The organism is Paenibacillus qinlingensis (assembly GCF_031455095.1).
GTDB lineage: Bacteria > Bacillota > Bacilli > Paenibacillales > NBRC-103111 > Paenibacillus_E > Paenibacillus_E qinlingensis_A.
The window spans coordinates 101,649-123,728 of record NZ_JAVDSB010000006.1 but is presented as its reverse complement, the minus strand read 5'-3'; the positions used below and the strand labels follow the sequence as shown (position 1 = coordinate 123,728).

Below are 22,080 nucleotides of genomic sequence, written 5' to 3'. Positions count from 1 at the left end.
AGGCACCCCAGCGGGTGCCTCTTTATTCTAGCTATTATCCACTTTTTACGCAGCCACATCTCTCTTCGTAAATACAAGCCACGCTACTATATTGAAAATAAGGAAGTATGCACTCAACACGATAATTGAAAATTCAAGTGTCATTCCTGGTTGGTACGGGCGGCCACTCAAATACTGGGACAGATCAATATTAGAGAACAGCAAGTACTTACTCCACTCGTAACGCTGCAAGAGTTCCAAGAAGATCGTTCCCGCAAATAAAGCAAAGATGGAAAATCCAATCGCCATGATACTGCTGCGGAAGGCAGAGGAAATCATGAAGGCCATGGTGACGAAGATAATCGTAGATACGCCATTAAGCAGATAGGTTTTCCACAGATTAGCAATCATGCTTTTCTCTACAACCTGGCCCGCCGCATCGATGGTTACTAGGGGCAGGTCCATTAACCCAAACTTATATAGAATTCCGTTTACTAGAATAGACACAACGAACAGAATAATTAACAAGAACAAACCAAAAGCAATCATCGATATATATTTGGACACTAAAATTTTCGTTCGATTCGCAGGTCGAATCAGGAGCAGCTTAATGGTCCCTGTCGTGAATTCACCCGCCAAGCTGTCCCCCGCAACAATAACTGTGAACAAGGTGATCAAGATAATCATATGCGCCGAATCATTTATTCCGCTCCACATCGTCCCCCCTTCCGGGTGAATATTATGCTCGAGATGGTAATCGTACCTAGCGATCTGCCTTTCGATACTTGCCTTGCTCTCTGCACTCCGTTTGGGCTCCTTCAGCGCATCTGCGAGCTCCTGCTTCTGCTCAATCACGTGATTCCGCCACGCATCGACCTCTCCCGATTTGTCATCGTAGTACCAATCCATGAAACTGCCTAAGAAAACGGCGCCAATCATGATAGCGACCATGAGCCATGTACGTACACGACGGTAGAGCTTCATATTCTCGTTCAGAATCAAATTAACCAACTTGTTCACCCCCTGTCATTTCCAAGAACCGATCTTCTAACGATAGCCGCAGCACTTGAACACCATAGATCCGGACATCTCTACGCATCAAATCTGCCAAAATGTCAGGAATACAGTCTCTCTCTGTCACAACTTCTACGCCTTGAGGAACTATCTTCACATCTTTTACACCTGTCATGCCAACAATCGCAGCGTGCACCAGCTCCGCAGGTGTAGCTTCAATCAAATACGTTTGCGTCCCATCCTGCGAATCTGCCATGAAATCTTGAATCGTTTTCACATCAACTAACTTGCCCTGCTGAAGAATAGCAACACGATCACACATCAGCTCCATCTCACTTAGCAAGTGGCTGGATACAATCACTGTGATTCCTTCGGATCGCGTCAGATGACGCAGGTAATCACGCAGCTCCCGGATCCCTGCAGGGTCTAGGCCATTCGTTGGCTCGTCCAGAATGAGAAGTGACGGCCTGTGCAGCAGCGCCTGAGCAACACCCAATCGCTGGCGCATACCCAGCGAGTACTTCTTCACCTTGTCATGAATCCGCGTCTCTAACTTCACCAGCTTGACCACTTCGTCTATTCGTTCCTTCGTAACCCCAGGTACCATACGCGCATAATGAATAAGGTTATGATAGCCACTTAAATACTTATACATTTCCGGATTCTCAACGATCGCTCCCACATGGCGGATCGCTTGCTCAAAGTCATGCTTAATGTTCTTCCCTTTAATCACAATTTCGCCCTGCGTGATGGACATTAATCCGACCATCATACGGATCGTTGTCGTCTTCCCTGCACCGTTCGGCCCGAGGAATCCGAAGATCTCCCCTTGCGGCACATCAAACGTTAGATTATCAATAATGGTTGTTCGCCCGATTCGCTTCGTAACCCCGCGCAGACTTACGATAGGTTCACTGCTCATGAATAAGCCTCCTTCTCAATTTAGTTAACTTGGAAAATGATGTCGCCAGACTTCATCTTAGCCCCTATTTTTCGTGTCCCTTGTCCCAGTACGCCGTTCATGCGGGTTCCATATTCGTTATCGGTCACCTTCTGAATAGGTAAAGGAAGTAAGGACTGAATGCGTCCCTTGCTCACCGCAGCATCCAACGTGTACCCCTCATCTTTGGACAAAATGAACGTCAGGTTACCACCCTTGTCCGACACCACTTGCGTGTCTCCCTGGATATGGTCGAATTTCATATCGGCACCCTGTCCTACAACGGACACAGAACCTTTCAATTCGCGATAAAATACGGAACCGTGGTTCGCATTCCCTGTAACTTCTCCAATAATGTCTGTTAGATCGGTATGACCTGATTGATGATCAAGGATTACATTACCTTGGGTATGATCAATATTCGTTGTACTCGATCGATTGACTAGATCAACATTCCCCTTAATGTCGGCCATGTAAAGACTTCCATAGGAGGATTTCACTTTGAGATCTCCCTTTACATTGACAATTTCCATGAGCCCACTGGTAGATGTGGCCGTAACATTACCGTTAATCCCGCTGATTCGCACAGCGCCATCTTCATTCTCAATCGTCGACTTCATCGTATCGGGGATAGCAAGTACATAATCCATAGATACATGGTCGGGATCAATGGCCTTTCCGTTCGCTGTCGTAACAAACGTGAGTTGTCCATTCTGAAGTTCTCCTTCGACTTTAACAGCGTCTCTCCTGCGATCAGCTATCTCTGTATTCGCGGCTGAAACAGTTACCGTATACTTTAACTGAATCGTGGGCGTCTCTGAACGTTGCACAGATATTTTTCCTCGCTGGCTTGTTAGCAGCACTTCTTTTATCTCTGGCTTGTTGATTTCTGTTAGATGCTGCGCGGTTGCCGTTACAGCTCGTCTCTCGCCGATATAGGCATCTGTCTTCTCGTTATTCACGAATTGCTCACTGAAAGCTTGAAGGGTATCTTCCTTACGAATGGAAACATCCAGAATCGAGAGCAGGAATAGCATCACTACGGAGATGAGAAGAATACTTCTTTTTTGCTGGAAAAACATCCTCACACCTCCACTTCTTTCTCGAAAATGAAACCATTTAGCGCAATTAACCCTATGCAGAGTAACCCGAGCACAATAAAGGGTCCTGAATGCAAGAAAGCCATATCAGAATCTTTATGTCCAATCACGATATCTGGTGTCCATGCCAATAAGTCGGATAACAACGGGCTGATTCGAAAGACTAGCCAAATGATGCCAAAAAAGGCGCTGACCATCACAAACCATTTGAATTTGGCTACGAGCTGCCCACATAGGAACGTGAACTGCACGACAATTAATAAGAACAACATAACAAAAAGGCAGATCCAGTAGAGATTGAGTACTAGACTCATTAGGCTGGGCCCTAGTTCCGACCAATCCTCGCTTGTGCTTACTTCCACCCACATCACACGGAGTAACAAGCTCGCAAAGCTTACTGCAATCACGATGGACGTTGCAATCAATAAGGAAAGCACTGCCGCTAATTTGGCTGCTAGTACTTTCCACCCTCGAACGGGCAAGGACAGCAGAAGGTAAATCGAGTTCGTTCTCCACTCCACATGGAGCTGATAGTAACCTGTTCCTATCGCTAAGGCGACTAAGAATAAGTAAGGGATAACGAGCGCCAACACCATGGTTGCGTCCATTTGAAAATCAGCGCTTTTGTACAAAACGATGACGTGCAGCGCAACTACACCCACTGCGAAAAACCCGAATAAAGGGAAAATACTTTTCATTTCTTTCCTGAATAGGTTCCAGAGTGCCATCTACCCGTACACCTTCTCCCAAATGTTCTCTAACGAGCAGCCGTACGTGTCACGCAAATTTTCCGTGGAGTCGAATATCGTAACCTGCCCATTCTGCAGAAAAATGACATCATCGAACATGGGCTCCGATTCATTCACCGAGTGGGTTGAAAGCACAATCGTCTGTTCATCCGATTGGAACTCGCTGATAATGGAGCGGATAATCTTCGCTCGAGACGAGGGGTCAATACCTGAGAACGGCTCGTCCAGTAAGATCAACGGCACTTTCCGAGATAAAGCAGCAATCAATTTCAAGCGCGCTCGCATCCCTTTGGACAGATTCCGAACCTTCTGGTTCTCGTTCAGCTCCATTTTGACAAGCATATCTGCCGCTCTTTCTGCCTGCCAATCCTTGTAGAACCCCGATATAAATTGCAGCGACTCCTTCACCGTCATCCACCCGTACAGATTGTCAATCTCAGGTAAGTACGCGACATGCTGCTTATTATGCACATCCGGCTTCCTGCCGCCGACAAGAATTGTGCCTGAGGTAGGATAAATCAGACCGGCCATCATCTTGAGCAGTGTCGATTTCCCACTCCCATTAGGCCCCAGTAAGCCAACAATCGTACCTTTCTTGACCCGAAGATCGATGCCGCTTATCGCTTTCTTTAACAAATACTTCTTATGAATGCTATGGAGCTCGATCATATACGGATTCTCTTCACTCGACACGGTCTATCCCTCCTCCTTGCGATCATTATGTATGGTATTGCGCAGCATTTGCGCCATTTCGTCCGGTTTAATGCCCAAACCACGCATTTCTTCAATGAATTGATCGACGGCGGCTTGCGCCATTTCTGATCGAATCGAGAGGAGCATCTGCGAATCATTCTTGATAAAAGTACCCTGCCCACGTAACGTCTCCGTCAAACCCACCCGCTCCATCTCTTGGTAAGCTCTCATCACCGTATTGGGATTCACTTGTGATATTTGCGCTCGTTCCTTATGCGACGGAATCTTATCACCAGGCGACAACTCGCCCCTCGCCAATGCCTTCTTCACCTCATCGACCATCTGCAAATAAATCGGTTTCGGGCTATTAAAATTAAGTTGCACCGTCCTACCCTCCTCTACACCGCAAACCAGTGCACTATTGAACTAGTGCACTATAAGAATATTTGCATCCTAATGAATTGTCAATGGCTTTTTTTGGGGGGGAGGCATGCCAGTGGGGGTAAGCCTACTTTGGGGGAAGGGTACTAGGGGACGCATTATTGGCCGTGATATAGGGGAAACGATTGGAACGATTTTCATGGGAACGTGGGTGACTTATGTAGTCGAAAAAGATGAAAATTGCCAACTAAGGGAACGTGAGTGTCCTATTTAGTCAAAAAAGATGAAAAACACAAACTAAGGGAACGTGAGTGTCCTATCCAATCAAAAAAACACAAAAAACACGAAAAATCGCGCACTTAGCGTACTCTCGTTCCTCTACAGGCATAAACTAGCCAATTTTTGGTGTGTTAGCGCATCTACGTTCCCTTTGAGGGTGGGGATAGAGGTGGATTGGAGTACCGGTGGCGGTGGGCTTTGAGGGAAATGAGGGAAACGTGCCTTACACAGTTGTATTAACTGGAAAATATGTAGCTATTTCCGAGATATTTCTTCGAAAACCCGATTTAACTGTAAAATATGTAGTTAAAATCGCCCCTTTTGCTCATATTAGCTAAACTGTATAAAATTAACTGTAGGTTATCCATCTAATCCTCATTTGGTGGGAAATTGCTGAAATTTAACTGTATAAAATCCATCTGTTTCTACTACTCCTGCTCTACACACAACCAGCTTGACATACGTCATACCCCCCTGCTAATTGGAGGGAAGCCTCGCTCTCCAACATGCAAAAAGAACGTTGCTTAATCCTCTTAGCGTGTATGTATGAGCGAAAAAGCTGTCCCCACGTAGGTGATCTACGTGAGGACAGCTTCGTAACACACATCTGACTTACTGTGCGGTTCGTTGCGGACGTTGTCCACCACCTTGCGGTGGCATGCCGCCTCCGCCTTGCCCGCCGGGGCCACCCATCATCCCGCTTCTAGCGGTGGTTACGCCTGTTTCGTTCAACCACGTAATCATGGTTGATGTCTTGAAATCAACGACCTTCGTCCCGCCTTGGTACGTGCCACCGTCATAAAGGCCTTTCGCAGCGGTGCCTGTCGATGTTCCGCCCGTGCTGAGCGTATACGAAACATCCTGCTTCAGGTTCGGAGAGCTGACGAACACGGACTGATAGTTCTTCGCTGGCGCAAAGGTGATAATGGCGTTGCCTGCGCTATCTTCAAGATGAACCAGTGCCCCCGCTTGCTGGGTCTTGGTGTATGTCATGAGCACGCCGGCTTGCGTCGACTTGTCGGATGTCGCTTGCACCATGCCGGAGCTTCCCGCCGCGACGAGGAAGCCACCGGTCATGACGAATGTGCCGTCATAGTCGAGCGCGCCGTTGTTGTTCTCCGTCGGGCCGTTGACGATGACCGTTCCACCACTCATCGTGATGGAACCGTTAGAGTCCAACCCGTCACCCTTCGAGTCGACGGATAGGAAGCCCCCAGTAATCGTCAGCATATTGGTCGAATTTGCACCGGATGCGCCTGGGGCACCGCCTGACCTACCTGCTGGAGCCGCTTCAGCCTTACTAGCGCCAGCTCCACCGCCACCCTCAGCGGACTCAGCGTTGCCGCTGGAGATGTTCACACCGTCGTCCGTAGAGACGACATTGGTAGTTCCACCCGAGATCAGAACCGCCGGCGCCTCGATCCCTTCATTGCTTTGCGTGATATCGATGGTACCACCTGCGATAGCAAGGGATACCTCGGCGTGAATGCCATCATCGCCAGCGTTAATGTGAACATCTCCACCGCTCAAATCTAAGCCGCCGCTGCTATGCAGCGCATCCTCGCCGGATTTGATCGTGAAGGTGCCGCCTGCAAGGCTGATATAACCTTCCTCTCCCGCAGTATCGTTCGAGGTTTTGATGCCGTGTCCGCCCGCATCGATGGTCAAGGTCCCCCCTTGGACAGCTACCAAATCGCGGCCCATCACGCCGTCATCCACTGCGTGAACGTCTAGGATGCCTCCTGTGATTTTCAGCTTATCCTTGCTGGTAATGCCGTTATTGTAGTTCCCTTTCACGACCAACTTCCCAGATCCATTAATCGTCAGATCGTCTTTACTGAAGATCGCCGAATTCGGCTCATCCGTCGTAGCATCCGGATACACATACTTCGTTCCATCAGAAACAAGGTTCTCTGTCCCCTCTTGTAAGCTGATAATCACTTTGCCCGCTTCTTCGACATAGATCGCAGAAGATGCACTATTCGAGATTTCCGCTCCATTTAGTACGATGCGAACGACGCCTTTATCCTTCACATTCACCGTTATTTGACCATCTGTCAATTTACCACTTAATACATACGTCCCTGCTGCTGTAATCGCAATCTTCCCATCTTTCGCCTCTGCACCTTTCCCCTCAATCGTTGCACTCGCACCCGTCAAGGCAATCTTCGTCGGATTCGCAGAAGCCCAATCCGTATAAGCATTATCAGCCGCATACTTAACATTCTGGATGATATCCGTAGTCACTGCTTTCCCACTGGCAGCCGTTGAGGCTGTTGCTCCCGTCGTTGCTGCAGTCGTTGCTGCTGCTGTAGCCTCCGTAGTCGGTGAACCTATATATGTCGTTTCATTGCATGCCGCTAACACAATAGCACATACTAGTAGTACACTTGCACCCTTCATTTTCAACGGTTTTTTCATAGAAATCTCTTCCTTCCTCACTTGCCTGATTTTAAAATTCAGCCGCTGTAGGGCTCATCGTTAAGGTAATATCTAAGTTTCCATTTCTGCATCTAATAGCGTCTAGGAACTCTTTTTGACTCGTCAAATGATCAATCGTCACAACGTAAACTAGCTCATACAAGCTGCCTAATTCGGTCGTTCTTACCTTTTTCAATTCATAGGCAATGTCGAACATTTTGAAAACTTCATCAAACGCTTCTTCATATCCCAGACTCTCAGGAATCGTTACTTTCAATAGCTTCTGTGCAGCCTTCTTAGCTCCAAAATTCGTCGCTTTCAGAACAAACATCAATACGCATAGGATAATTGTAAAAAGCACTGCATAACCAAACGATCCCACACCGCAGGCAAGACCTGCCGCCATCGTGAACAAGACGAACGCAATGTCCTTCGGATCCCCTGGAGCGCTTCGGAATCGGATGATCGAGAATGCTCCTGCAAGACTGAATGCTCTAGCAATGTTGCTGCCAATTAATAGAATAATAATAGCTACGATGACGGGCAGAACAATCATGGTTAACGTGAAACTTTGTGTGTAATTTGTTTGTGTTTTCATATACGTAACGCTGATTATCGCGCCTAATACAATCGCTGTAATGATGGTTAATAAAGCATTCATTAGGGTTAATTCTGTGCCTGCGGTGACTTGTGCAAAAATGGAATCGATCATATTTGAATCCTCTCCTTCGTTAGTTGTTCATTTTTCATTTTCTTATACTCGTTGCCGTATTTGGAGAAGCTCGTTCGAAACATTTCGTGCTCCGACAGCATCCTCGACAGCCAGAGCGGAATCGTTTTTTCCGCCTTCACTTCCATGAGCCATTGCCCGCGACCCATCAACTGCTCCCCATGATCGCCGTTTTCCAGCTTGAGATCATTCCGTCTGGAACGGATATTCGTGTCGAATGTGATCCGCAAATCTCGATTATTTTTGCAAAACATCGCAATCCGGTCATACGCCAGATATACCTTCGGCTCCAGATCATACCGCTGTAAGAAATACTTAATTTCCTGAATCACCTGCTTATTCATATAGTCCTTGAAGTCAGGCTCTAGCTTCGTTCGTACAAAATCATACGACTCATTCAGCTTCAGCGCTGTTCTTCTTTTATTCACAAGACCGAACACTTTCTTCTTCAGCTCCAAATATACTTTTGCATCCCCAGCTGGAACGCCATACGCCCTTATTCGCAGCTTTTCACGGTACTTCGGCTTCGCCAGTGAATTTCGAATTAATGAATCATGTTCCGTGTCAAAATAGATATTACTGATCGAATAGAATTGTTCATTCTTGTTGTAAGCGTCCATTTCCATATATTCGAGCAGTCGATTATAAATGGTGTAAAAGGCTTTCGTATCCATCAGATACTTGTTTTCATACCGATTAAATACTTCAATCGCCATTGTGATGCGCCTCCTTCTTGTTCATGTCTGTATCTTAGCCCCCGAACCTTTAGTGAAACTTAAATGGGAGAGGGTTTATGTTTTTTTCGTAAATCCACATCGGTAGTGCTACTATTAAGGTTGGTTAAAGGTTCACACGCCTATAATGAAGCCATGCCATTTGCAAGCACCTTGAGGCACTGAGGGGGAAACGACCATGAGAATTCTAATCGTGGAAGATGAAGTACATTTAGCAGAAGCTTTAACTCAGATTTTAAAAAAACACCATTATTCCGTTGATGCCGTTCATGACGGCCAATCAGGGCTGGATAACGCGTTAAGCGGTATATATGATCTTCTATTGCTCGACATCATGCTGCCTGAGATGGACGGGATCATGATCCTCAAGTCGCTGCGCGCCAAGGGAATTTCGACACCTGTAATTCTGCTTACGGCTAAAGGAGAAATTTCGGATAAAATTGCAGGGTTGGATTACGGTGCCGACGATTATGTGGCCAAACCGTTTTCAACGGAGGAGCTATTAGCTCGGATACGCGCAGCGTTACGACGCAAAGGCGAGGTCGTACCGGAAGATGCTTTGAAGTTCGGGGACATCGAATTGCATACCGGAAATCTGAAACTGACCTGCAAGGGGAAGGAATTGAAGTTAATTTTAAAAGAAAGCGAGCTTCTGGAGTTGCTAATAACGAGGAAACAGGCCGTAACATCGAAGGAACAGATCATTGAGAAGCTATGGGGCTTCGATTCTGAGGTGGAGCATAACAATGTGGAGGTTTATATTTCTTTTTTACGCAAAAAACTAACCTTCTTACACGCGGCGGTCCGCATCACCACGCTTAGAGGCGTCGGATATGTGCTTGAGGAGGTGACATCCTAATGTTCAGTAAGCTTCGCAACCGATTCCTGATTGTAAATCTCGTTATTATTTCCTGCATCATGCTCTTATCCTTCGCTACGATTTATTTTATTACTTATCAGAACGTGCGAACCGACATCGATATGGAACTGCATCGCGTTTCTGAATTTTTTTTGAAGCCTGATGGAAAAAAGGGGAATCCACAGCTTGGACCTGGAGGAGGCCATCCTCCGCAGGAATCTCAAGGGTATACGAACCCGCCGCCAGAGCGGTCCGTTTCTTTTCAGCTGCAGACAAATGCGAAGTGGGAGCTCGTGGGAACCAATTCCCGTTTTGACATGGACACGGAATTCTATGAAACAGCCATTAAGGAAGCCTCCGCCAGCAAATCGGATATCGGCCAGTTCACACTCGATGGCAACCGCTGGGCTTATATGGTGCAGAAAAATAACGCAGGTTATGGTATCGTCTATCTCGACGTTACGGCTCAGCAAAACATTCTTACGAATCTCGTCTATACATTCACGATCGTCGGCTTGGTGATGTTGATTGTTATCTTCTTTACGAGCCGGTATTTCGCTAACCGCTCCATCGCGCCAGTCCGCGAAGCCTTCCAGAAGCAGAAACAATTCATCGCGGATGCTTCCCACGAGTTGAAAACACCGTTAGCCGTCATCAATACCAATGCGGATGTTCTCTTAGCGAATAACGAAGATACCATCGAAAGTCAATCCAAATGGCTGCATCGCATCAAATCGGAGACAGAACGGATGAAGACGCTCACGAACGATCTCCTCTACCTCACTGAAATGGATGATGCCAGGGCAAATATGCTGTACAGTAATTTCAATGTGAGCGAATCGGTTGAAAGTGTCCTTCTGACCATGGAAGCTGTCGTGTTCGAGAAAGATCTCTCGCTAGACTATGAGATTGAGCCTGACCTGATCTCGCACGGCAATAGCGAGCAAATCAAACAGGTTGTCATGATACTGCTGGATAATGCGATCAAGTACACACCACCAAAAGGCGCTATCACACTCACCTTCAAGAATCATCATAACGATACGCTGCTCACCGTAACGAATACAGGGGAGGGTATCCCGCCCGAGCATGTGGAGCGGATTTTCGATCGCTTCTATCGCGCCGATCTCTCGCGTTCTCGCAAGCACGGCGGCTACGGGCTTGGATTAGCCATAGCGAAGTCGATCGTGGAGCAGCATAAGGGGAAAATATATGCTAAAAGTGTGCAGCACGAGCTGACGTCGTTTTATGTGCAGCTCCCTTCCTAGCACTGTGGATATCGTTCATACTCGACAATTAGATAAGTGAGTTGCTAGGAGCTAAGCGGCCTTGATCCTTGATCCGTTTAGCTCTTTTGCTTGCTTTGCGCATCCCTCCTTTCGTTTGCAATCTACCTGGAAGCCCCCAATAGTCCGATATTTCCAAATTAAAACAAGGTTTCCCCGTTAAAAAGGACAATTAGTCAGGTTTTGCCGAACTATTTATCGAATTTCCTCCCGTGAGGTTCATTTGGGCCGTTTTAGTTGGGTTATTTCGGACTAAATAAGAATTCCCAGTACTCTCAGCGAGATTAGTTGGGCTAATTCGGACTAAACCTGCCTCCAGCCCCATCCTCCCATGATGATGTGCGTTCCACCCCTTTTCAGAGGGCCCCATTTCATTCACGTATTTACATGTCGTATTCCTTGTGTAGAATGGATACACAAGGAATACACTTCATACGTGTTGAATGAGGTAGGCAAAATGCGATCGGAAAGGAACTTTTCCTATGAATATATTAATTATTGAAGACGATTCGAGCATTCAAATGCTGCTCAAATTAAGTCTGGAAGTAGAGGGATTTCATCCTGTTGTAGCTGGAACTGTCGCTTCTAGTCTTGAGGTACTCGCCTCAGAGCCTATCGATTTCATCTTGCTAGATCTAATGTTGCCTGATCAGTCAGGCTTTGAGCTCCTGAAGACACTCCAGCAAATCCATAAAGAAATACCCGTGATTGTACTCACGGCCAAAAATGAAATGAATGATAAAATACTTGGCTTCCAGCTCGGAGCCGACGATTATTTAACCAAACCATTTGAGACACGAGAACTTATTATGCGTATTCGCGCTGTTATGCGCCGTGTAACATCGGATACAACCGCACAAGCTGCAGACGTCCTTCAAGTTGGCATAATCGAAATTGATAGAAATGAGCGATCCTTCAAACTGGCTGGTAAACCGATTAAAACGACAAGCAAAGAGTTCGACTTCCTCTGGCTGCTGTGCAGAAATCCTAAGAAAGTTTTTACCCGCGAACACATCTTGGACCAGGTATGGGGCTTCGAGTATTACGGGCAGACGCGGTCTGTCGATATGATGGTGAATCGTCTGCGGGAGAAAATCAAACCCTACGATCACGTGCTCGCCACAGTTCATGGTACGGGCTATAAACTGGAGGTTTAAGCCATGAAGCTTCGCAATAAACTGTTCATCCAACACTCGATAACGATCATCATGCTGCTTGCCTCGATGTATGTTGTTGTGAATTATACCCTGAGTAAAAGCATGATCGAGAGAGATACGCAAACCTTAGATCAATATTACGGTCTACACCGCATTGAAGCTTTAAAAATTGTTAACGATAAAAAAATTAGTATTGAACAGTTGTTTTCCGGGACCTATGCCCCGCTGATTGCCTCCCACCTTGCAGCTAACAGCAACTTCCAAGTACAGCTATTTGATCCGGAGGGTACTATTATCGGGGATAGCGGCAACAAAGAAGATTTGATGAAACGAAGCGACATTGATGCTGCACTAGCTGGGCAATCCGCAACCGTCATTACAGAGGGTGAAAACAACAAAATTCTTATTTATGCCTCTCCTTTCACCTATGAGGGCAAGATTGTAGGTGGGTTCCGCTACCTCCTTGATTTAAATAAGCACGAGGAGACGCTTTCGGAGATGCGCTCTTGGTTTATTGGTGTTGCACTCGGTTGCTTACTCATCGCGCTGCTGGCGAGCTACTCCTTCTCCTTCTTTATCATGAAGCCGCTGCACGCGCTCCAACAGGCGCTAAAGCAAGTGACTGTTGGTGATTTCAGCCGAAAGATCGTTGTCACCAGTCAAGACGAAGTGCGAGAACTCGCCGATGACTTCAATCAAATGTCAGAAGCACTCCAAGAGCATATCGAACTCCTCCAGTATGAACAAAGCAAACAGAAGAAATTTTATGATAATGTGACGCATGAGCTCAAAACGCCGCTAACCTCAATCATTGGCTTTTCTGATCTGATTGACAAAATGGAGCGTGTCGACGATATTCGAACCTGCAATGTCTACATCCGCAAGGAAAGTACACGTCTGTTACAAATGGTTGAAGAACTTTTGCAAACTTCGCTGAAAGGTGATGAAGCTTGGCGTGTACAGCTTGAGCGCGCAGATCTGGCGGCAATTCTAACGGATAGTCTGCGTATTCTTGAACCTACGTTGCATAAATCATCCATTACGACAACGCTGCAGGTCGAGCCGTGCGAGGTCTACGTTGATCCCAAGCGCACGCAGCAGGTACTGTTCAACGTCATTGAAAATGCGATTAAACATAGTGAATGCACACATCTCTATATTCGATTAGAGCAGTTGGAGTATCATTGCCATGTACGCATCTCGGATAACGGCAAAGGCTTAAGTGGGCAAGATGCAGCTGCACTATTTTCTTCCGAGCACAATCAGAAGCGTCCTGTTTCGACGCATTCCCATGGGCTTGGTCTACTGCTCTGCAAGCAATTAATGGAGCTGCAAGGCGGTAACATCACCGTGCATAGCCGCGAGAAAATGGGTACTGAAGTCATTTTAATGTTCCAAACCGAACCTCCCCTCACCCAAGGCTTGTTACAAAATTGATACAAATCGATGATTTTTCTGAGATAAAAGGAGAGTAATCTACATGCAAGAGGAGAAGAAAGGGCTTTCATGGTTGCGTCTCATCTTACTACAAATCGTGATTGGTTGTACGTTGATCGGCATTTTTGCCTATGTGTTTCGTATCGGCGTCGATGAAGTGCGTATCGTCCCTAAGGAAGCCAACAGCCGTGACATGTTCGACGGTGTCCCCATGCGCATGAACGTGACGTATCCTGGTATTGGCACGATTTCCATTGATGATCCGAAAGAACTGATTGCGTGGAAAGCATCATTTACTCGCATACTCAACGGAGGTAAGCCGCAGACGCGTGCAAACGCTTCACGTTTACTGTTAACGGGCTCCATTGCCTATCTGGATCAGGAGGATATCCCCTTCCAAATCGGCACCAGCGGCTTTCGCTTCGGATCAGACTCCGTCAATTCACTGGAAATTAGCGCTGAAATTCGGAAGTTGCAGAATATGCTCATCGACAAGACGCTCACAGCAGATACGGTAAGCGGTGTTATTGCTAATCGAGATCATCACGTCTTCCGTTTGCAGGATGGGCTCCTTACAACGATTTCCGAAGGGGAACGGGCTGCACTAACGACACAGATGCGTTCTGCAGCGAGGTTGATCGATTTCAGTCATTTCGACTTCATGGCTGAACAGCCTAGCAGCCACTATGTCGTACAATTAACCGATGAAGCTGTGAACGGAAAGCATTGGCTGCATCTCGACCGGTATGATAACGCTTACTTTATTGTGTTCGATTTGTTAGATGAAACCAACCATAAAGCCTATTTCAAGTTAAGTGATGCCTCCTAACATATTGAGGGGATGGTTGATGAAATGGCTAGAAAGAAAAGTAATAGTTCCATTATGATCGTGTCGGTCATTGTTGTCGTACTCATAGCAGGATTCTTCCTGTACAAATCCGGTGTTTTTGGCGGGACATCGAAAGGTAAGATTACGGTGTACTCCATTTTCCAAGAAGAAGAAGCACGTAAAATCCTAGATAAATTCAAAGCAGAAACGGGCATCGACTACGACGTCCTTCGTCTGCCAAGCGGTGAAGCTGTGACTCGTGTACAAAATGAGATGGGCAAACCACAGGCCGACTTCCTGATGGGCGGGCCCGCTGATTCACATGAGGTACTGAAAAAAGCCGGTGCGCTTGAAGCTTACATTTCAACCAATGCCAAAGATATTCCAGACAATATGAAGGACAAAGAAGGCTTCTGGACCGGATTTTATCTAAATCCTATCGCCATTGGTATCAACGAGCAGCGTTGGAAAGAGAAATATGCAGCAGCTCCTTACCCGCAGACCTTCGCAGAACTGCTTGACCCGAAATTCAAAGGCGAGATCGGTATGTCCGATCCAGCAACCTCAGGTACAGCCTACACGGCTGTTGCATCTCTTGCGCAAGTATGGGGAAAAGAGAAAATGCTCGACTATGTGTCGAAGCTGCTTCCAAACCTCAAGGAAAGACCGAAATCCGGCATTGAGCCGATTCAAAAAGCAGCCAAAGGCGAGTACACGATCGGTATTACTTTCCTTGGTGACCAGTTAAAGATGAAGAATCAAGGCAACCCGATTGTTAGTATCGTTCCTGAATCCGCAGGCTATGAGGTTGGTGGATTGGCTATCGTGAAAGGCGGCGCTAACACGGCAGGCGCTAAGAAACTAATGGATTATATGCTAACCAATGAACCTGGACTTCTTTATACGGAGTCTGCTTTTGCAAGTTCCGTGAAACCTACTGTGCCGATTCCTAAAGGCGGTATCGATATCAAAGCAACGAAATATAACACCACCTACAGCTTATGGAAAGCTGCTGAACAGCGTAAAGAGCTGCAAGATGCACTAAAAGATCTCAAGTAAAAAAGCCTATGTACAGGGCATTGCGGCAATGCTTCTTAAGCTGATCAATGCCCCCCTACACAATGAATTTGGAAGGTGGTCGTGAACCCCTTATGATCATAGAAAAAAAGGGTATGGGTTCGTCGATCGGCAGACTGATGAAAGATCCATCATCGCTGATCCTTGTCCTCATCAGTTTCGCTGTTCTCTGTCTCTTCGTCATTTATCCGCTTATTTATGTGATTGCGCTGCCAGGAGCAACGGATTGGACAACTTTTTTCAGCAAAAGCCGATATGCGAAGGCTCTGCTTAATACCGTTGTCAGCTCCTCCCTATCCGCTCTAACTGCAACCGTCTGCGGCTTTATTTATGCGTATTCGATTCATTACAGTAACATCGTGGGGAAAAAGTTTTTCCGCTTCATCGCCTTTCTTCCCATTCTTGCGCCATCTGTCATGACCGGCCTAGCCTTCCTGCTTTTATTCGGCAGAGGAGGAATGGTCTCACAAACCATGAAAGCCTGGTTTAACGTCGAACTGGACTTATACGGACTGCCTGGCCTCTGGATCGTACAAACGATCTCATATTTCCCACTTGCCTATATGACCATAACAGGCGTTCTTCGCTCCATTTCGCCAAATCTAGAAATTGCTGCCCAGAACCTCGGTGCACGCGGCTTCAAGCTTTTTCGTACCATTACATTTAAATTAGCACTTCCCGGCGTCATTAACGCTTTTCTACTCGTCGCAATCAACTGTTTCGCAGACTTTGGAAATCCGAAGCTGATTGGGGGCAATTACTCTCTCTTGGCTGTTGAAATTTACGGAGAAATCATTAATAACGAGCCTGGGCTCGCATCTGTCATGGGTCTCATTCTCGTCATTCCTGCCCTCTTGGTCTTCGTGATTCAAGGCAGGCTGCTGGCCAAAGGCTCTTACTCTACCATCACTGGAAAGCCTGTTTCTGGACTTAACCGGGTGAAAACTTCCCGCAAGACGGATATCTTGCTTTTCATATTCAACAGCATCATGGCACTCTTCATTCTATCTATGTTCGCCATTACCATCCTGTTCGCGTTTACGAAGAACTTCGGGCGTGACAATACTTTTACACTGGATCATATGTTCAAAATTGTCTTCAACCCCTCCAGCCCTGCTGTCATGAACAGCTTAGTCTTGTCGCTTATTAGTTCCCTTCTGGCTGTTGGCTTCGCCCTTGTGTTGGCCTATGTGGTTGTACGCAAGCCGTTTCCCGGCAAAAAATTGCTGGATTTCACAGCCGTATTGCCTATTGCTTTGCCTGGAACGTTCGTTGGTCTTGCCTTAATCGTCGCTTTCAGCAATGGACCGATTATGCTGCAAGGTTCAGCCATTCTCATTATCGTCGCCATGCTGCTGAAGCAGATGCCAGTCGGCTATCGCGGGCTCACCGCTTCCTTTAAGCAGGTTGATAAATCGATTGAGGAAGCTGCCACGAATCTTGGCGCGGACAGTCGCCGCACATTAACAACTATCGTATTTCCTATGCTGCAAAAGACCATCGTCGCGAACTTCGTCTATGCATTCATGAAAAATATGAACACCTTAAGCACCATTGTCTTTCTTATTACGCCCAAATGGGTGGTCGCCGCCGTATCCATCTTCAATTATGCGGAAACCGGAACCTATTACTGGGCAGCAGCCGTTGCCGTCGGTTTAATGGGAACAACACTGGCTACGCTTGGCGTGATGAAGCTCATTTTCCGTTCGAAAGTCAAAATATTCGATTTCTAACTATACGTAACTACGTAACGACGTCCTAAGGAGTGAGAATCATGAGTTCACACATATTGTTAGATTTAAAAAATGTGAGTAAGGTGTTTGGCAGTAACCACGTTCTCAAACAGATCAATTTGCAGATTGAACGCGGGAAGTTCATTACATTTCTCGGTCCTAGTGGATGTGGGAAAACGACGCTGTTGCGCTCGATTGCAGGCTTTTATTCGGTTGATGAGGGTGAAATTCGGATTGATGATCAGCTCGTCAACGATCTGCCCCCCTATAAACGCGGAACACCGATGGTCTTCCAGGAATATGCACTGTTCCCGCACATGACGGTATTCGATAATGTTGCTTACGGGCTAGATATTCAAAAGCGCCCTGAAGCGGAAATACAGGATCGCGTGAAGTCCGCGATGGCGAAAGTGAAATTGACCGGACTTGAGGAGCGTTATCCGCACGAGATGTCCGGAGGGCAACAACAGCGGGTAGCTATGGCTCGTGCTCTTGTCATGAACTCGCCGATCATCCTGCTCGACGAGCCGCTAAGTAATTTGGACGCGAAGCTGCGTGAAGAAGTACGTGTGGAGCTGCGCACCATCCAACAAGAGCTTGGTTTAACCGTCATTTATGTCACCCATGACCAACTGGAAGCTTTATCGATGTCCGATCATATTGTTGTCTTCAATAAGGGAGCGATTGATCAGTATGGCACGCCGCATGATATTTATTACAAGCCTCGCACGCCTTACGTCGCCGACTTTATCGGGACAACGAATTTCGTTGATGCCGTTGTACGTGAATCTGCCCATGGTAAAGCCATTGTGGAATACGGTACGAGTAAACGTACGGCAAGCGTGACGATTGATGAAGCTGTGACAGCAGGTGAGCAAGTGCTGCTCAGTATTCGACCTGAGTCCATGCGTATTAATGCAACGAATGCCGGTGAATTTATAGTGAGCGGCTTCGTGAAATCTTCCATGTTCCTCGGCGAAAAAGAACGATATTTCATTCTAGATGATGATATGAAAGAATGGATTGTCGATGCGTATGATATCGGTTTGACAAGATATCAGGGGAATGTCACGATTAGTGCAACTGATGATAAAATTCATTTAATTAAAATAAGTTAGTTGGACATATCAAATAGCAGCAAGTTAAAAAAGGGAAACTTTGGTTTCCTTTTTTGACTGTTCGGGAGGGAGTTTCGCCATGTGGAAAAAAGGTTTACTCGTGCTCATCATCGGTATTGGTGTGTATCTTGGATATCTTGTCTTCGGGGAGAAGAAAAGTAACCAGCCTCTTAAGGTATACGTCATCTTCCAGGAGGATGCAGGGAAAATTCTGCTCGAGACGTTCAAGGAAAAAACGGCTCAACCCTATGATATCATCCGGATGTCCAGTGGTGAAGCAAGCTACCACCTGCTGACGCTCGGTAAAACGGGTATTGATGTTGTGCTCGGCGGCCCTGCGGATCTACACGAGCAGCTCAAAAATAAGAGTAAATCGCTCCGCTACTCATCTTCATCCGCTGGTAGCATCTTGCCAAAGTACAAAGATACGGATGGGTATTGGACCGGTATGTACATGGGTGCACTAGCCATTGGCGTGAACCAGACTGTCTGGCAGCGGGATCCTCAGCTGGCGGCTCTTCCGCTGCCACAGCGGTATGAGGACCTGCTGCGCCCTGAACTCAAGGGCAAGATCGAGATTCCTGACCCAGAGACGTCGGGGACAGGCTACACATTGCTCGCATCGGTTGCCCAGCAGCGCGGGGATAGCGCAGCGATGGATCTCATGCAAGCTTTGAAGAAACAAAGCGCCTCTATGACGTTCGCCGGCAATACGAGCGCGCAGCATTTAGCCGAGGGCGAAGTCGCAGCTGCTGTCTCCTTTTTAAGCGACCAGCTGCGTTTCAAAAACTCGGGTTATAACATCTCTTCATTTATTCCACCACAAGCAGGTTGGGAGATTGGTGCTGTTTCCATCCTAAAGGGAGGCAACAATCCTGTCGCAGCCAAACAGCTTGTTGATTTCATGCTCTCCAAAGAGGTTCAAACCGATTATATGAATACAGCTTTTTCCTTCCCTGTAGTGCCCAATATTCCTGTGAATCCGCTCCTTGCACCAGTGAAGCTGGAGAATCTCCTTGCCACGTACCGCTTTGATTTAGCTGCGCAGCAACATGAAAAGCTGCTGAATCAATGGAGAGCCGCACTTGAGTAAGGTACTGAACGCAGTCGAAGAACCCGGACTACTCCTGTAAATGTGTATCTTACATTTTTATTTCTTGACCCACAATGTATTCATATATACCGTTTTGAACCCTACCTTTTCCATGTTCGCATGGCTTATGGAGCCAAATTCAACGTCTGTGAACACCGTTTTCAAGCCCAATTGCTCAGCATCTGCTAACCTTTGCTTCAGCAGCGCTGATTGGCAGCCTCTGCCTCGGAAAGCGGGGAATGTGAAATCGTTCGCGATATATCCCGCCTCCCCACTCCGAAAGAGAGATCCCATTGCCGCAAGGCTTCCCTTCCATGGTCATCAGGTAGTTAATGAAATTAGGGCTGTAGAAATACGGCTTCGCGCGTGTAATCATCTCTCCAGTCACGGTCATATTCTTGTGAGATAACTGAATCCACTCGATCATCTGCTCAGCATTAGCCTCCGTTACCCGCTTAATGAGGTGTGAAGTCCTATTTTTCGCTAAATCGGCTTTAACAGGATGAATTACCATAAAGACCAGTTGTTCCACGGGGAACATTCCTTGGGTGATTAGCGCACTTGTCACCTCTTCGGTCATGTGATTCGGTGTCATATCAATGGAGGGTACAATAGGCTTATATTGGCTCATAAGGCTATGCAAATGAGGCACATCCTCGGGACCGAAACCCTTGATCCGGTTATAGTAAGCGGATGATTGGCCCGATATATCCTTTAGCAGCGTACAATTACCTCGTTGCGTGACTTCGAGATTTCTTGGCACCGCTGTCAATGATCTACTTGCATTAAGTTGAGTGAGCTCCGTTTCAATCTGTTCAATTTGTTTCAAGTAATCCAAAGGTTTCCTGCTGGACATGATGGGTTGAATTCTCCTTATTGGTTGAGACTTGCGATACAGTTTCCATGTAAAATTTTGTCGTTTTATGTTATCATCTTAACGTAACAATATATGGAAAAGGTGGACGGATGATGAATTATATGGAAACACTGCACCGCCGTAACAAATTGCTTGTCAATATTATTTGGGGAATGCTCGTCCTAGGCATAGCTGTCGATTTCCTGACTGCTGCAGGCATGGATTCGATCATCGTGCTTCTCGTCGTCGGCACATTGACTAGCGGATTGGCAACTATTTTTACCTACAAACGTTGGCTAACCACCTACATCATGTATATCATATCCGCCATCATCACACTACTGACTTGGTTGTTGATTTTGACGGGTCCCATCTTCACAACCTATCTTCTTGTCTACGTGAATATAGCCATTATGACGTTATATGGCAGCTCACGCGCGATTGCTTTCTCCAGCTTCTTGGGTGTTGTATTAACCGCCTACTTTTTCATTAGCCCTTATAAAACAGAAATTTTCGGCGATAACGATATCGTTAATATGTTCATGTACCTTGCTTTAATCGCTGTGCCTTTATTCGTATCGACGAAATTCAGTGAGAAATTGCAAAAGGCAATTTTCTCTGAGCAGGAACAAGCTGTTCTAGAAAAGAACAAATCCGTCGATTTAGTTAATCTCGTCTCTGCATCTCTAGTTTCACTTACACAATTCAGCTCAAATCTGAAGCAAAATGCGACAGCTACGGGCTCTATTTCTAGAGAAGTTACCTTAGCCTTCGGGGAAATTACGGCAAGCACTGAGACGCAGACATCCAGCATCAGTGATATCAGCGAATCTATTCGCCATATCGAACAATCGGTCACTTCGCTGGCGGACCGCTCAACGGAAATGAGAGATCTTTCTGTCCGCTCTGCACAACTAACCCAAGTGGGTAGTGAAGAAGCCGTGTCCCTCGAGGTTCAAATGAAGAGTGCCCACGAAACAATGGATTCATCGGTTCAGTTAATGAACGAACTCGACAGCCAGAACTCGCATATTAGCGATATCGTTGCAACGATTAAGCATATTTCGACGCAAACGAATTTACTCGCGTTGAATGCCGCCATTGAAGCTGCACGTGCGGGTGAGCACGGTAGAGGATTCGGCGTGGTTTCGCATGAGATTCGTAAATTGGCTGAAACTTCGCAGCAATCTACCGAGCAGATCGAGGGTATTCTCGAAGAAATCCGCTTGAAGACAACACAAGCCGCGGCGCAAGTATTACAGGGGCAGCAATCTGTAGCGAATGGCAGTGATGCGGCGCAGAAAGTCGTACAGGTCATGCATGCGCTGGCAACCGATGCAGGTCACTTGGAGAGCCAGTCCGCTCACGTGGAACAATCTGCCGAGAGTCTTCACCAACAGTACACTCGCATTACGGATCAGATCGTTACCATTGCTGGTATCACCGAGGAAAACATGGCATCCATCCAAGAAATGTCTGCAAGTATGACAACACAGGACAGCCGCATCAGCGACATCCAAGAGAGCTTCCTTCAGCTCGATAAGCTCACTTCCGATCTTAGTCGCATGACGAAGGGTTAAGTAAATAAGTAAGAGCGCTCCCCGCAGAGGTGAGC

20 protein-coding genes are annotated in these 22,080 nt (G+C 46.7%); 10 read left to right on the top strand and 10 right to left on the bottom strand.

Features of this window, described 5'->3' with window-relative positions:
- Positions 1–45: 45 nt before the first annotated feature.
- The 9 genes from J2736_RS17955 to J2736_RS17915 all read right to left on the bottom strand — a co-directional run bounded on the left by J2736_RS17955 (position 46) and on the right by J2736_RS17915 (position 9,002).
- On the bottom strand, positions 46–990 hold the full coding sequence (locus tag J2736_RS17955) for an ABC transporter permease (RefSeq protein WP_310499966.1): 945 nt from the start codon (positions 988–990) through the stop codon (positions 46–48).
- Positions 983–1,915, bottom strand: a complete 933-nt coding sequence (locus J2736_RS17950; protein ID WP_310499965.1) for an ABC transporter ATP-binding protein — start codon at positions 1,913–1,915, stop codon at positions 983–985. The genes J2736_RS17955 and J2736_RS17950 overlap by 8 nt, the downstream gene beginning before the upstream one ends.
- Before the next feature lie 20 nt (positions 1,916–1,935).
- The gene (locus J2736_RS17945) at positions 1,936–3,015 is read right to left on the bottom strand and encodes a DUF4097 family beta strand repeat-containing protein (protein ID WP_310499964.1); all 1,080 of its coding nucleotides are present in this window, start codon (positions 3,013–3,015) and stop codon (positions 1,936–1,938) included.
- Positions 3,016–3,017: 2 nt separating this feature from the next.
- Positions 3,018–3,761: a hypothetical protein gene (locus J2736_RS17940; protein ID WP_310499963.1), complete on the bottom strand. Its 744-nt coding sequence runs from the start codon at positions 3,759–3,761 to the stop codon at positions 3,018–3,020.
- Entirely contained in the window at positions 3,762–4,475 is a 714-nt protein-coding gene (locus J2736_RS17935) for an ABC transporter ATP-binding protein (RefSeq protein ID WP_310499962.1), read from the bottom strand.
- A gap of 3 nt (positions 4,476–4,478) precedes the next feature.
- Positions 4,479–4,859: a GntR family transcriptional regulator gene (locus tag J2736_RS17930; RefSeq protein WP_310499961.1), complete on the bottom strand. Its 381-nt coding sequence runs from the start codon at positions 4,857–4,859 to the stop codon at positions 4,479–4,481.
- A gap of 888 nt (positions 4,860–5,747) precedes the next feature.
- Entirely contained in the window at positions 5,748–7,556 is a 1,809-nt protein-coding gene (locus J2736_RS17925; protein ID WP_310499960.1) for a carbohydrate-binding domain-containing protein, read from the bottom strand.
- 31 nt (positions 7,557–7,587) lie between these two features.
- Complete coding sequence (locus J2736_RS17920; RefSeq protein WP_310499959.1) at positions 7,588–8,268, bottom strand: DUF4956 domain-containing protein; 681 nt, start codon at positions 8,266–8,268, stop codon at positions 7,588–7,590.
- Positions 8,265–9,002, bottom strand: a complete 738-nt coding sequence (locus J2736_RS17915) for a polyphosphate polymerase domain-containing protein (protein ID WP_310499958.1) — start codon at positions 9,000–9,002, stop codon at positions 8,265–8,267. The genes J2736_RS17920 and J2736_RS17915 overlap by 4 nt, the downstream gene beginning before the upstream one ends.
- A gap of 196 nt (positions 9,003–9,198) precedes the next feature.
- Between J2736_RS17915 and J2736_RS17910 the strand changes: the two genes are divergently transcribed.
- The 9 genes from J2736_RS17910 to J2736_RS17870 all read left to right on the top strand — a co-directional run bounded on the left by J2736_RS17910 (position 9,199) and on the right by J2736_RS17870 (position 19,609).
- Positions 9,199–9,879: a response regulator transcription factor gene (locus J2736_RS17910; protein WP_310499957.1), complete on the top strand. Its 681-nt coding sequence runs from the start codon at positions 9,199–9,201 to the stop codon at positions 9,877–9,879.
- A complete protein-coding gene (locus J2736_RS17905) occupies positions 9,879–11,147 on the top strand; it encodes a sensor histidine kinase (RefSeq protein WP_310499956.1) in 1,269 nt (422 codons plus the stop codon). The genes J2736_RS17910 and J2736_RS17905 overlap by 1 nt, the downstream gene beginning before the upstream one ends.
- A gap of 500 nt (positions 11,148–11,647) precedes the next feature.
- A complete protein-coding gene (locus J2736_RS17900; protein WP_310499955.1) occupies positions 11,648–12,322 on the top strand; it encodes a response regulator transcription factor in 675 nt (224 codons plus the stop codon).
- Positions 12,323–12,325: 3 nt separating this feature from the next.
- Complete coding sequence (locus J2736_RS17895) at positions 12,326–13,759, top strand: sensor histidine kinase (RefSeq protein ID WP_310499954.1); 1,434 nt, start codon at positions 12,326–12,328, stop codon at positions 13,757–13,759.
- A gap of 43 nt (positions 13,760–13,802) precedes the next feature.
- Positions 13,803–14,588: a DUF3919 family protein gene (locus J2736_RS17890; protein WP_310499953.1), complete on the top strand. Its 786-nt coding sequence runs from the start codon at positions 13,803–13,805 to the stop codon at positions 14,586–14,588.
- A 24-nt stretch (positions 14,589–14,612) separates the two neighbouring features.
- Entirely contained in the window at positions 14,613–15,647 is a 1,035-nt protein-coding gene (locus J2736_RS17885) for an ABC transporter substrate-binding protein (RefSeq protein ID WP_310499952.1), read from the top strand.
- A gap of 92 nt (positions 15,648–15,739) precedes the next feature.
- Positions 15,740–17,398 (top strand): ABC transporter permease, encoded by a 1,659-nt coding sequence (locus tag J2736_RS17880; protein WP_310499951.1) that lies wholly within the window; start codon positions 15,740–15,742, stop codon positions 17,396–17,398.
- Positions 17,399–17,439: 41 nt separating this feature from the next.
- Positions 17,440–18,516 carry an ABC transporter ATP-binding protein gene (locus J2736_RS17875; RefSeq protein WP_310499950.1) on the top strand — a complete coding sequence of 359 codons (1,077 nt, stop codon included), beginning with the start codon at positions 17,440–17,442 and terminating at the stop codon, positions 18,514–18,516.
- 79 nt (positions 18,517–18,595) lie between these two features.
- On the top strand, positions 18,596–19,609 hold the full coding sequence (locus J2736_RS17870; RefSeq protein WP_310499949.1) for an extracellular solute-binding protein: 1,014 nt from the start codon (positions 18,596–18,598) through the stop codon (positions 19,607–19,609).
- Positions 19,610–19,784: 175 nt separating this feature from the next.
- On the opposite strand, the gene J2736_RS17865 is transcribed toward J2736_RS17870, so the two are convergent.
- Entirely contained in the window at positions 19,785–20,465 is a 681-nt protein-coding gene (locus J2736_RS17865; protein ID WP_310499948.1) for a hypothetical protein, read from the bottom strand.
- A gap of 110 nt (positions 20,466–20,575) precedes the next feature.
- Here J2736_RS17865 and J2736_RS17860 point away from each other — a divergent pair, with 110 nt between their 5' ends.
- Entirely contained in the window at positions 20,576–22,045 is a 1,470-nt protein-coding gene (locus J2736_RS17860; protein ID WP_310499947.1) for a methyl-accepting chemotaxis protein, read from the top strand.
- Positions 22,046–22,080 lie beyond the last annotated feature (35 nt).